The organism is Pseudomonas sp. dw_612 (genome assembly GCF_018449725.1).
In the GTDB taxonomy this organism is placed as follows: domain Bacteria; phylum Pseudomonadota; class Gammaproteobacteria; order Pseudomonadales; family Pseudomonadaceae; genus Aquipseudomonas.
This window is the reverse complement of the sequence record NZ_JAAVVC010000001.1, coordinates 65,578-78,833: the sequence shown is the minus strand read 5'-3', so window position 1 is coordinate 78,833 and position 13,256 is coordinate 65,578. Positions and strand designations below refer to the sequence as shown.

The window sequence follows — 13,256 nt, the reverse complement described above, 5'->3', positions numbered from 1 at the left end:
TTAGCGATATTGTTTGACCGAAACGCTCATGCCGTTACCGGACTGGGTCACGGCGCTGGAAAGCCCCGTGCCGGCCTGGTCGATGCTGGCGTCGTTGTTATTGCCGTTCTGGGAAATCTGCGCGCGGTTGTGGCTGCCGGTCTGAGTGATCGAGGCGTCGTTGCCAGAACCTTGCTGGGTGATCTGTGCCATGAGGTCGCTGCCCTGTTGCAGGATGTAGGCTTCCTGGTTACTGCCCGACTGGACGATCCGTCCGAGCAACCCCTGACCGTTCTGTTGCAGCAACGCGACGTTGGCCTGGCCGAGCTGGTTGATCAGCGCTTGCTGGCCAATCGGCGCGGGTAACTCGCCGAGGTCGGCGCTGGGCGCCAGGTCGTCGTTTTCCATCAAATCGTCGGCGCGCACGCCCGCACTGCTGCAAAGCAGAAGCAGGCAGAGCAGGGCGGCGGTCGGCGTTTTCATGCTGTTGTCCTGTGGGAAGAGGCCGGCCCCACCCACCGGATCGGCGGGTGGGGCGAGGGCTCAGTTGGCGATGACCGTCACGGTACGCACGGTGCCTTGGGACGAGCGGATGGTCGCTGTCGGGTTAGCCGACGGGGCCACCGTGGTGCTGTTGTTCACCGTCAACCGCCAGCGTCCGGTCACCGGCACGGTGGTGGTACCCAGGGTGACCAGCCCGGTCGGGGTGGTGACCTGCACGGTGATGGTGTTGCCGGTGATCACCGATGAGGTGCCCGCAAAGTCCCAGGTGAAGCGGTTGTTGGAGCGAGCCGACACCGTGGCCGTGGTCACCGCGAAGGTTTCCGCAGCAGGCCGTGGCGAGACTTGCACCGTGACCGTCGCTGGCGTCGACAGGGCGCCGAAGCTGTCCCGGGCGATGTAGGTGAAGGTCGTGGTAAACGCCGTGGTGACCGTGGCCGGTGGGTTGTAGGTGATCACGGTGCCGTCGGTGGTGACGGTGCCGCGACCGGCTGCCGGTTGGGTCAGGCTGGCGACGCCGAGCGGCACGTTGCCTTCCGGATCGGTGTCGTTGGCCAGCACGCTGATCGGGATTGCTACGCCCAACGTCGCGATGCTGTCGTTGACGGCCACCGGTGGCCGATTCGGCGCCACGGTGATGGTCACGGTCGCCGCAGCGGTCGAGGCCAGGCCTTTGACGTCTTGAGCCTTGTACGTGAAGGTCGTTGTCAGTGGCGCGTTGACCACGGCTGGCGGGGTGTAGACCACCGAAGTGGTGCCGCTCAAGGCCACGGTGCCTTGCCCGGCAGCCGGTTGGGTCAGCGCGGTAATGCTCAGCGGCACGTTGCCGTCCGGGTCATTGTCGTTGGCCAGCAGGTTGAGGGTGATCGGTACCCCGAAACTGGTGCTGCCGGTGTCGGCGACCACGATCGGCGCCTGGTTCTCGCCGGTGTCCGGTGCAGAACCCACCACCACGACAGGCTCGGTATCGCTGCCGCCGGAGGCGGATTTGACGGTGACAGTGGCGGGTGGCTGGGTCAGATCGGCCACGGTAAGTTTTTGCAGGATGCCGGTTTTCGACAGGCGTCCGTAACCCTGGGCGACCATATCCGGCACCGCCACTTCGTCAGTGGAGGTGGCCTCGATCACCAGACTGTGGTTGCTCCAGCTGTAGCGCGCGGTCTGGATTTTCACCAGGTCGGTGACCTTGCTCGAGACTGCCGTCGGCCGGGTGGTACCGGCCGGGTTGGTCGCGGTGAGCACCACCACGGCAGGCACGGTGGCACCCGTCAGGCGTTGGCCGAAGAACAGGCCCGTGTTGTCGCCGAGCATGCTGGTCAGGCAGGGCGTTTGTGGTGGTCCGGGTACAAGGGCCACGGTTTCGCGGAAGCACAGGCTCGAGCCGTTGGTTGATTTACCAAACACTTCTACCCGGGTAGTGCTGGTGCCCGGGCCTGAAGCGGTGCGGCGGTAAGTGGCGCGGCCAATTTCCACCGGGGTTTGCGCACGGTTGTCGAGAACCTTGCCGGACACGGTAAAGACGTTGGTCTGGATGGTCCCGGCCGGCCCTTGCACACGCAGGAAGTTGTTATTGAACGGGCTGCCGGTGACCGCTTCGGAGAGGTTCGGGTCGCCCACGAAAGACTCGGAGGAACCGGTGTCCGGGTTCACTTCGGTGTACGGCCCGTTGACGCTGCGCAGGAACGGCCCGACCTGACCATTCAGCGCGCCGCTGAAATTGCCCGGTGCGCCGATGCCGATGTCGCGGGTGATGTTGATCGCCCGACGGCCCGGCGCGGTGACGTTGACCGTTTCCACGCCGTACGGATGGGTGATGGTGTAAGTCCCGGCGACAGGCACGTTCACCCGCAGACGAATCCGCGCGAAGCTTGCCTGATCGCCGTCGATAGGGTCTTCCGCCGTGAAGGCCGCTTCTACCCCGGCCACGTAGGCATCCACGCCATAGCCGCCGACATCGGCGATGTTGGTTTCGGCGAGGTACCAGAACGCTTCCGGTGGCCAGTTATCCGGAAACACCATCGGCTGGGTGTCGTCGAAAAATCCGGGTTCCGGATTCAGGATGCACATGTAGGTTGGCGCGCCAGGAGCGCTCGCTACCCGCGAGCTGGTCGCCCGCGACTGGCACAGTTCCAGCGACAGCAGATTGTTGTCCTGATACCACATCGGGAATTTGCCGGTGGCAAAGGTGTAGGGGCCGGGGTCGACGGCAGCGAGCTGCGCGAAAGCACTGCCGGACAGCGATAGAGTCAGTCCCAGGGCGTTGAGCGCCAGGCGTGGCAATTTGTTCATGATGCCTCCTGATGAGGATCTGGGCAGGTGCGCGTTCATTGCACGATGACCACTTCTTCGGTATCGCTGCCGCCATTGGATGACGTCACTCGAACCTTGGCCGGTGGAATCGGCGAAATGCCGGTCGACAGGGATTTCACCGCGCCGTCGCCGCTGAGGGCGCCGATGGCGACACCCGTGCCGGAGGTGACAGTGAGGACCGGCGGCGAAGTTTCATCGCTGGTTGAAGCCACGATCGAGAGCTGCCCGCTGCTCAGGCTGTACTGGGCCTGCGAAATCACCACCAGATCAGTCAATGGCGTGGGGACAGTGGTCGGCGTGCTGGTGGGGATGGCCAGGTGGTTGTCGGCGGTCACCTGCAAGGTGCTCGGCAACGTCGGGTTGGTGGCGGACTGGGCGTACCAATGGCCGGTGGTGTTGGCTTCAGTCAGGTTCAGCACCGGGCTGTTGCTGTCCAGGGTCACGGTGGCCGGTGGTGGCGGAGCCATGACGAACACGTCCTGCTGGGCCACCGGGGCACTGGCACCGGCCTTGCGCGAGTAAGTGCTGCGCTCGGCAATGATCGGGGTGGGTCGAACCACCGTCGACAACTTGCCGGAGATCGCCATCACGGTCGTGCGCAGGTCCAGCCCGTTAGGCCCTTCGATGCGGATGTAGTTGGTGTTGAAAGGGCTGCCGGTGAAGGCTTCTTCCAGGTTCGGGTCGCCCACGAATTTCTCGGCTTGACCGGTGACCGGGTTGGTCTCGGTGTAGGGGCCGTTGACGCTGCGCAGGAACGGGCCGATGTCACTCTTGAGCGCGCCGTCGTAGGTTTTCGGCGTGCCGATGCCGATGTCGCGGGTCATGTTGATGGCGCGACGCCCTCCGGCGGGAACGTCAAAGATGTCGACGCCGTAGGGGTGGGTGATGGTGTAGACACCGGCGGTGGGCACGTCCACCCGAATGCGGATGCGGCCAAAACTGACTTGGTCGCCTTCCACCGGTTCTTCAGCGGCGAAGGCGGCTTCCACGGCGCTGACAAAGGTCAGGTCGATGCCCCGGGCCGCATCGACGATTGAGCCGTCGCCGGTGAACCAGAACGCCTCATCGGGAAAGTTGCTCGGGAACACGATGGGCTGCGTGTCGTCGAAAACGCCGGGGACCGCACCCAGCAGGCACATGTAGGACGGTGCACCGGGTGCGCTGGCAACCCTGGAACTGAGTGCCTTGGACAGGCACAAGTCGAGGGTTCGACCATGGGTGTCCTGATACCAGGCGGCAAACGAACCGTTGGCTGGCACATAGGGGCCGGGGTCGACGGCAAACAGCGCTGCCTGGGCAACACCTTGGGCAAGAGCGGTAACGACCAGCGCGGCCGCGGTTTTGGACAGTAAAGGGTGCATGAGTTAAGCCCTCTATCGGAATGCCTGTCCCTTGGAGACGGGCCAGTTGAGGGGGCTAGCGCAAATTGCATACCAATTGGCGGGAATGGGCGGGAGAGGGCCGGGGTACGGGCGTTGCGCGTGGTTGGAGGGATTGAGGGCCGGATGTCGGGACGGGCGAGTGTCCCCAGTATTGGGGGTGGATGGGGCAGTGGGGAATGGGGCAAGCCTCGCGCCTGCAATTGTTTTAGTGAGTTCAGAAGATTTGAAGCCAACACCGTCCCCTGTGGGAGCGGGCTTGCTCGCGAAAGCGGTGTGTCAGTTGCATGAATGTCGGCTGATACATTGCTTTCGCGAGCAAGCCCGCTCCCACATTTGTTTTGTGTTGTTCACAAGATTTGCAGCATCACCAGTCCCTGTAGGAGCAAAGCTTGCTCGCGAAGACGCCAGGCCTGACACACCGCGTCATCGTTCTTCGCGGGTAAGCTTTGCTCCTACGGGGTGATTTGCTTAGCTTGCTTGCATTGGGTCAAACCCCAAACACTGGGCTATACCCCCTCTATAGGGGAATCGCCTGGATCATCGCCAATGAACATGCACGCACAAACGCACCGGCCAGAGGAAGGCGACATTCGCTTGAGCTCGCGCAAGCAGCCGTTCAACCTGCTGCGCTGGTTTTCGCTGATCAGCATGGCGGTGATTGCGACGGTGGCGGTGGCGTTGGGGGCGGTGTCCACGCAGTTTGTGATTACCGAAAGCGTGCAGCGCGATGCCTTGTTAACGGCGCAATTCATTCAGGCAATCGCCTCGGCCGAAGTGCGGCATGTGTCGATCCCCAATGTGCGGACCATGGGCGAGCTGGTCGACCCGCGCCAGGACAAGTTCTTTCCCGACGTCGATCCCGCCGCGCGGGCCAATGCCAGGGACGAATTCCTCGATCACATCGCCAACCTGCCGGACGTGATCCTGGCCAACATCTACGCCCCCGACCGCATGGTGATCTGGTCCACCAACCCGGCACTCATGGGCACCACGATTCACGCCGACGAAGATCTGGATCACGCCTTCGAATTCAAGATCCCGGTCTCGGCCAGTTATCACGACGTCGATCAGGCGCGGATGGAGCAGAAGTTCATCACGCCACCGGACTACATCTTTATCGAAAACTACATTCCGCTGTTCGACGCCGACGGCAAGAACGTCACGGCGATGGTCGAGATCTACAAGGAGCCCAAGGACCTGATCAACCGCATCGAACGCGGCCTGGCGTTGATCTGGCTGGCCACGGCCCTGGGCGGCGGGCTGATTTACCTGGGTTTGTACTGGATCGTCCGTCGCGCCGCGATTCTGCTGGCGCAGCAACAGAAACAACTGATCACCAATGAAACCTTCGTCGCCCTGGGCGAAATGTCCTCGGCGGTTGCGCACAGCTTGCGCAATCCGCTGGCGACCATCCGTTCCAGCGCCGAGCTGGCCCTGGAGTTCGACAACGGCCCGGCACACAAGAACATCAACGACATCATCGGCCAGGTCGATCGCATGTCGAAGTGGGTTCGCGAACTGCTGCAATCCTTGCGCCCGCTCAACGATGACCCGGAACCGGTGAACCTGGTGGCGGCGATCCACGACAGCCTGATGGCGTTCGAGCAGCAAATTGCCAAGGCCGGGGTGCAGGTGGTGTTCGATCCGCGACAGACGCCGATGGTCCTGAGCCAGCAAGTGCAACTGACGCAGATTCTCAACAGCCTGATGGCCAACGCTCTGGAAGCCATGGACAAGGGCGGCACCCTGACCATCACCCTTGAACCGACCGATACCCGTGGCGTGAGCGTGGTGCTCAGCGACACCGGCAAAGGCATGAACGAAGAGCAGCGCAGCATGGCCTTCCGCCCGTTCTTCACCACCAAGGCCGGCGGGCTCGGCGTCGGGCTGGTGCTGGTCAAGCGGATCATGGAGCGTTTTGGCGGTGCGGTGACCCTCGGCAGCCGCGAAGGCGAGGGCACTTGCGTCCGTCTGTCGTTTAAATTAATCCCCTGAAAACGGGGATGAACTTTCCCCGTTAGCGGGTGTCATTCCCCAGTCGTTTGGCCAGCAGTGGCGAGATGATATTGATAAGCCATTGATCCATCAGGTGTTAATACTTTGGTGGAGGGCCGCTAAAAGTATGGCGAGGTAATTGCAAAACACCATTACCCCCTTCACGACTTCGAGGCGGCTGGTAATGGACACAAAAGCGCGGCACCCCTGCAAGTGGTTAGGCCTGTTGACCCCACTGAGTTTCCTCCTGACGATGGCCTTGGGCATCTCGCCCTCGTTGCGCGCCAGCCCGATTGACGATGAGCGTCAGCCCGAGCCTTCCGACCCTTCGACCTACTACGACGAACCCGCTGACAAGGCGGGCGCCCTGAACGCCATTTTGACCATGCCCGAGGCCAACGAAGATTCCTTCGATCTGCCCGACGGCGTCAAAGGCAGCCGCGACGACACGCGCAAGGAAAACATCCTGCCGCCGACGGCGCAGACCAGTTTCAATTACCCCACCAATGGCAAGCCGAGCCCGTTGTTCGGCGCCCAGCCGTTCACTCAGCAATTGGTGTTGTTCGAAGAATTCGGCCCGGAAAAACTCGACCCCACCACCCCGGCCGCGCCCTTAGGCTTTCCACCGGCCGCCGTGGGCCCGTTGCCCCAGCAGGACCCGACCAACGCAGCGCGCAGTGCACCGCCGAGCGCGGCGCTCGATGCCTTCATGCGTCAATCGGGGCTGACGCCATTCCCCAGCCAGTTCTCCAACGTGGTCGACCGCAACCCGTGGCAGTCGCAGATCGAGGTGTTCCTCAACCGCCATATCGGTTCATCCGCTGAAGGGCGTCCGCCAGGAAAGGGCTGGTCCCATCAGCGCTGGAACGAGTTTTACCCGCAAGTGGCCTACAAAACCGTGCAAACCGGGGCGCGGCTCAACAGCGGTTGGCGTGACAGCCATCAGATGCACGGTTATGCCCTGGGCGAATTTGGCCCCGGCGGCCTGTATCACAACGTCGCGGGCGTGCCGGCCACCGATGGCACCGCCAAAGGCGTGGATGCGCGTTTTCACCCGAACATGCCGGTGCAGAACCACAACTCGGTCTGGACCTTCGACGGCACCTTGCCGCCCAAATTGTTGATGGTGCGCTACGGTCAGCCGGTGCTGATGCGCCATTACAACGGCTTGCCAATCGATCCGTCGGCCAACATGGGGTTTGGTCTGCACACCATCAGCACCCACGAACACAACGGTCACGCGCCGGCGGAAAGCGACGGCTATGCCAATGCATTCTTCTTCCCCGGGCAGTATTACGACTATCGCTGGCCGATCCAGCTGGCCGGTTACGACAGCATCAACACTGACGCCCATGACCCGCGCGCCGCATTCCCTTGCTCGCCGGGCGAAACCCTATGGACCAACGATCTGAGCCCCAGCCGCAAGACCTGCGAAAACGGCACCATCAAGATCCGTGGCGACTGGCGCGAAACCATGAGCACCCACTGGTTCCACGACCACATGCTCGATTTCACCGCGCAGAACGTCTACAAGGGCAACGCGGCGATGATGAACTACTACAGCGCCCTGGACCGTGGCAACGAATCGGTGAACGACGGCGTCAACCTGCGTTTCCCCAGCGGCAGCGCCTTGCCGTGGGGTAACCGCGACTATGACGTCAACCTGGTGTTCGCCGACAAAGCGTGGGACCAGGCCGGGCAACTGTGGTTCAACCCCTTCAACACCGACGGCTTCCTCGGTGACCAGGTGCTGGTCAACTGGCAGTGGAAACCAAGCCTCGATGTGCGCGCCCGCAGCTATCGGTTCCGCATCCTCAATGGCTCGGTGTCGCGCTACTTCAAGTTCGCCATCGTGCGTGAGGTCAAGGGCAGCAGCGGCGAGTTCCAGGGGCCGAAAAACTCCGGTGTTTCCTACGCCCGCGTGCCGTTCCACATGATTGCCAACGACGGCAACATCATGGAGCACAGCGTGCCGTTCGACGGCACCATGGACCTCGACGCCGATGGCGATAAAAAGAACCACTTCGCGATCCTGCCGACCCAGGGCATCGCCGAGCGCTTCGACATCATCGTCAACTTTGCGAAAAACGGGATCAAGCCCGGGGACAAGGTGTTCGTGGTCAACCTGATGGCCCACGACGACGGCAAAGGCCCGAAAGAGCCCATCGACCTGGCGGAGGTGCTGTCGGAGAAATACCTGGCGGTGATCAAGCAGTCGAGCAAAGGCCCGCAGTGGGACAAGGGTGACCCGGGCGTGGGCAAAGTCTTGCAGCTCAACGTCAAGGCTTACACCGGTCAGGACCTGGCCATGGACCCCGCCGCCTATGAACCGGCCAAACCGGGCAAAGCGGAAGGCATGGTGATGATCCCGCTGAAAATCCACCGCGACAACGCCGCCGACAAAGTGCTGCTGGCCAATGCCCGCCACCGCACCTTCACCTTCGGCCGTTCCGACGGCACCGATGAAGCGCCGTGGACGGTCAAGACTGATGGCGGTTTCGGCTTCCACATGGACCCACGGCGCTTGAACACAGCAACCCAGTTGAAGACCGGTCCGACCGACGCTGGCGTGACGGGCTTCGGCACCCTGGAAGTGTGGAACATCAAGGCCGGCGGCAAGGGCTGGAGCCATCCGGTGCATGTGCACTTCGAGGAAGGGATCATCCTCAGTCGCGGCGGCAAGGCGCCACCGGAATGGGAAAAATGGGCGCGCAAGGACGTGTACCGCATCGGTTCGGAAAACGATGGCCTGGACAGTGTCGAGATGGCGATCAACTTCCGCGAATTCGCCGGGACCTACATGGAGCACTGTCACAACACCCAGCATGAGGACAACTCGATGCTGCTGCGTTGGGACATTGAGAAACCCGGGCAATTCCAGTTGATGCCGACCCCGCTGCCGAGCTGGGACGGGGTGCGCTACGTCAACTCGGCCGCGCTGCCAACCTTCCGTACCGGCGACGGCTACGGTCCACAAGTGGCGGTGAAAAAATGAACCGCCGGGGAGCCGACATGGCACCGCACACGCCGCGCTCCCGCGCCCTGGGCATGCACCTGATTCTGGTCCTGGTCACCTGTTTGCTGGTCAGTCAGGTGCTCCTGGCCCATGAAGGGGCACTGTCGTCGAGCGAGTCGGCGACACCCTGGGGCGGCGACTATTTCCCCAACACCTTGCTGACCGACCAGGACGGCCAGCAGGTGCGTTTTTTCGATGACCTGATCAAAGGCAAAGTGGTGGTGATCAATTTCATCTTCACTTCCTGTAGTGATTCCTGCCCGCTGGAAACCGCGCGCCTGCGCCAAGTGCAGAAGTTGCTAGGGGACCGGGTCGGCAAGGACGTTTTTTTCTATTCCATCAGCATTGACCCGCTCAGCGACACGCCGGAGGTGCTCAAGGCTTATGCGCAACGTTTCAAGGTCGGGCCGGGCTGGAAGTTTCTGACCGGCGAGTTTGCCGACGTCACCGACCTGCGCAAAAAACTCGGGCTGTTTATCGAGGGCGTCGACAACGGCCGCAGCAAGGACCACAACCTGAGCCTGATCGTCGGCAACCAGGCCAGCGGTCGCTGGATGAAGGCTTCACCGTTTGAGAACCCTTGGATTCTGGCCGATCAACTGGCCAACACCTTGCAGAACTGGAAACAACCGAGCATCGAGGAAAGCTACGCCAACGCACCGGAGATTCGTCCGCCGAGCAACGGCGAAGAGCTGTTTCGCACCCGTTGCGCCTCGTGCCACAGCCTTGGGCCGCAGGACGGGCAGGGCATCGGCATGCGCAGCATCGGCCCGGACCTGATCGGCGTGACCCGTCTGCGCGAACCGGCCTGGCTCAACCGCTGGATTCGCGAACCGGATCGCATGCTCGCGGAGAAAGACCCGGTTGCATTGGAGCTGTACCAGCGTTTCGACAAGATTTCGATGCCCAATCTGCGCCTGGATGAGCATTCCGCGCAGACGATCATCGACTTCTTGCAGGAAGAAACCGACCGCCAGCAACCCCTGACGGAGCAGGCGCCAGAGGTGACACAAATGAACTAGCGGCTAAATAACATCATTGGCCCGTCGATCACGAACATTGCGACCTACACTGTTCGTGACACCGCTGAAAAAGGCTCGAAGCAAGCACCCGGGACACGCCCATGCAGATATCAGAACAACAAAAAGTACCTGCGCCGACTATGCCGGCAGCAGCGCGCAAGGGCTGGGGCGGTCAGTTCAATCTGCTGCGCTGGTTTTCCCTGGCCAGTTTTTTCATCATCGCCGGCGTGGCGCTGGGCCTGGGCTACATTTCCACGCGTTTCGTGGTCACCGAAAGCATCGAGCGCGATGCCTTGCTCACCGCGCAATTTATCCAGGCCATCGGTGACGCCGAACTGCGTCACGCCGGGATCACCCCGACGCGCACCATGGGCGAACTGCTGGATCCGCGCCAGGAACGGGCTTATCCCGACGTCGACCCGCTGTCCCGGGCCGCGGCGCGCAATGAGTTTCTCGATCACGTGGAACACCTGCCCGACGTCCTGTTGGCCACCGTTTACGCCCTGGACCGCACGATCACTTGGTCAACCAACCCGGAGCTGGTCGGGATGCGTATCGAGGATGATGAGGAACTGGATGAGTCCTTCGAAATGAAGCTGCCGGTGTCCTCCAGCTACCACAAGATCGACGAGGAACGCCCGGAACAAAGGCTATTGCGCGAGCCGCAATTGCTGTTCATCGAGAACTACATTCCGATGTTCAACGCCGACAAAAGCAAAGTGATCGCCATGGTCGAGGTCTACAAGGAACCGGCGGATCTGGTGGAGCGTATCCAGCGTGGCTTCAAGTCGATCTGGATTGCGACCCTGCTGGGCGGCGCGGTGATTTACCTGGCGTTGTTCTGGATCGTGCGGCGCGCCGCGACGTTGCTGCAAAGTCAGCAGAAACAACTGATCAGCAATGAAACCTTCGTGGCCCTTGGGGAAATGTCCTCGGCAGTGGCCCACAGCTTGCGCAACCCGCTGGCCACCATCCGCTCCAGCGCCGAACTGGCCCAGGACGTCGCGAGCCAGAGCGCCCAGAAGAACATCGGCGACATCATCAGTCAGGTCGATCGCATGTCCCGTTGGGTGCGCGAGTTGCTGGTGTCGTTGCGGCCGATGAACGATGACTCTGAATCCGTCGACCTGGTGCTCGCCATTGACGACACCCTGAGCGCCTTCGAGCCGCTGATCCAACGCTCAAATGTCGAGGTGCGTTTTACCCAGCAAAGCTTTCCACCGGTGGTCAGCCAACCCGTGCTGCTGACGCAGATTCTCAACAGCCTGTTCGCCAATGCTCTGGAAGCCATGCCCAAGGGCGGGGTGCTGAGCGTCGAGATCGAATCGCCGGCACCGGGGCAACTGAGCATGACCCTGAGCGATACCGGCAAGGGCATGACCAGACAGCAGCAACAAATGGTCTTCAAGCCATTTTTCACCACCAAGCAAGGCGGGTTGGGCGTCGGCCTGGCGTTGGTCAAACGAATAATGGAACGCTTCCAGGGCTCGGTCGTACTGACCAGTCAGGAGCAGGAAGGAACCCGTGTTTGTCTCACCTTTAAAGTGGCAACGGGAGGGGAATATGGAGCACAGCATACTGCTGGTCGAGGATGATGAGCTCCTCGCCGAGAACATCCAGACCTACCTTGAGCGCAAAGACTTCGAGGTCACGGTCTGTCACTCGGCAGAGGACGCACTTGAACAACTCGGCACCTTCGTCCCGGACGTGGTGCTGACCGACAATTCGCTGCCGGGCATGAGCGGTCACGACCTGATCCAGAAGCTGCGCATCAGTGCACCGGATCTGAAAGTGATCATGATGACCGGCTACGGCAACGTCGAAGACGCCGTGGTGGCGATGAAAGAGGGCGCTTTCCATTACGTCACCAAACCGGTGGCCCTGCCGGAGCTCAAGTTGCTGCTGGACAAGGCCCTGGCCACCGACCGCATGGAGCGTACGCTGTCGTTCTATCAGGAACGCGAGGCGCAGAAGTCCGGGGTGCAGGCGTTGATCGGCGAGTCGGCACCGATGCACTACCTGAAAAACACCATTGGCCAGTTGCTTGACGCGGAGCGCCGGATGGCCAACACCGACCTGCCGCCGGTCCTGGTGGAAGGCGAAACCGGTACCGGCAAGGAACTGGTGGCCCGGGCGCTGCACTTCGACGGTCCGCGGGCCAAAGGGCCGTTTATTGAGTTCAACTGCGCGTCGATCCCGTCCAACCTGGTGGAATCGGAATTGTTCGGCCACGAGAAGGGCGCCTTCACCGACGCCAAGGATCGCCGGGTCGGGCTGGTGGAGGCCGCAGACGGCGGGACGCTGTTTCTCGATGAAGTCGGCGAAATGGACCTGCTGCTGCAAGCCAAACTGCTGAAGCTGCTGGAAGACCGGACCATTCGCCGGGTGGGTTCGGTGAAAGAACGCAAAGTCGATTTGCGGGTGATCAGCGCCACCAATTGCAACCTCGAACAAATGGTCCAGCAGGGCAAGTTCCGGCGTGACCTGTTCTTCCGCCTGCGGATCATTTCGATCAAGGTCCCGCGTCTGCACGCCCGGGGTGAAGACGTGCTGTTGCTGGCTCGGCATTTCCTGGCAATCCACGGCAAACGCTATGGCAAACCGCACTTGTATTTCAGCGACCAGGCCGAGGAGTTGCTGCTGAGCTACACCTGGCCGGGTAACGTGCGCGAGTTGCGCAACATGCTTGAACAAACCGTGTTGCTCGCCCAGAGCGACGCCATTGCCGCGCATCAATTGAACGTCTGCCAGAGTCTGGTGGATGAACCGTTTGTCTTGCCGGAAACGCAATACATCGAACCCCGGCAACACAACCCCGTCGAATCGATGAACCTGCCGGAAGTCGAGCGCGACATGGTGCGCAAGATGCTCGACAAGACCGACTGGAATGTCACCAAGTCGGCGCGCCTGCTGGGTTTGAGCCGCGACATGTTGCGTTACCGGATCGAAAAACTGGGCCTGGCGCGCCCGGACAAGCGTCAGTGGTAAGTGCCGCGATGGACTGATGGTCGGTTGTTTGTCAGAGGACGACGAGAGGTGGGTACGCGCGGT

The 13,256-nt window shown here is 61.8% G+C and carries 8 protein-coding genes; 5 read left to right on the top strand and 3 right to left on the bottom strand.

The window, feature by feature from the left end; translation table 11 throughout:
- Genes HB680_RS00325 through HB680_RS00315 form a run of 3 tightly spaced genes read right to left on the bottom strand, consistent with a single transcriptional unit; the run spans nucleotide 1 to nucleotide 4,151 of the window.
- Entirely contained in the window at nucleotides 1-462 is a 462-nt protein-coding gene (locus HB680_RS00325; RefSeq protein WP_213936630.1) for a curlin, read from the bottom strand.
- 60 nt (nucleotides 463-522) lie between these two features.
- On the bottom strand, nucleotides 523-2,769 hold the full coding sequence (locus HB680_RS00320; protein ID WP_213936629.1) for an Ig-like domain-containing protein: 2,247 nt from the start codon (nucleotides 2,767-2,769) through the stop codon (nucleotides 523-525).
- Between the two features lie 35 nt (nucleotides 2,770-2,804).
- The gene (locus HB680_RS00315) at nucleotides 2,805-4,151 is read right to left on the bottom strand and encodes a hypothetical protein (protein WP_213936628.1); all 1,347 of its coding nucleotides are present in this window, start codon (nucleotides 4,149-4,151) and stop codon (nucleotides 2,805-2,807) included.
- A gap of 567 nt (nucleotides 4,152-4,718) precedes the next feature.
- Between HB680_RS00315 and HB680_RS00310 the strand changes: the two genes are divergently transcribed.
- The 5 genes from HB680_RS00310 to HB680_RS00290 all read left to right on the top strand — a co-directional run bounded on the left by HB680_RS00310 (nucleotide 4,719) and on the right by HB680_RS00290 (nucleotide 13,193).
- A complete protein-coding gene (locus tag HB680_RS00310; protein WP_213936627.1) occupies nucleotides 4,719-6,167 on the top strand; it encodes an ATP-binding protein in 1,449 nt (482 codons plus the stop codon).
- 184 nt (nucleotides 6,168-6,351) lie between these two features.
- The gene (locus tag HB680_RS00305) at nucleotides 6,352-9,162 is read left to right on the top strand and encodes a multicopper oxidase domain-containing protein (protein WP_213936626.1); all 2,811 of its coding nucleotides are present in this window, start codon (nucleotides 6,352-6,354) and stop codon (nucleotides 9,160-9,162) included.
- Nucleotides 9,159-10,205 (top strand): SCO family protein, encoded by a 1,047-nt coding sequence (locus HB680_RS00300; protein ID WP_213936625.1) that lies wholly within the window; start codon nucleotides 9,159-9,161, stop codon nucleotides 10,203-10,205. Before HB680_RS00305 ends, HB680_RS00300 begins: the two co-directional genes overlap by 4 nt.
- Before the next feature lie 101 nt (nucleotides 10,206-10,306).
- On the top strand, nucleotides 10,307-11,800 hold the full coding sequence (locus HB680_RS00295) for an ATP-binding protein (RefSeq protein WP_213936624.1): 1,494 nt from the start codon (nucleotides 10,307-10,309) through the stop codon (nucleotides 11,798-11,800).
- Nucleotides 11,769-13,193 (top strand): sigma-54 dependent transcriptional regulator, encoded by a 1,425-nt coding sequence (locus tag HB680_RS00290; protein ID WP_213936623.1) that lies wholly within the window; start codon nucleotides 11,769-11,771, stop codon nucleotides 13,191-13,193. The genes HB680_RS00295 and HB680_RS00290 overlap by 32 nt, the downstream gene beginning before the upstream one ends.
- Nucleotides 13,194-13,256 lie beyond the last annotated feature (63 nt).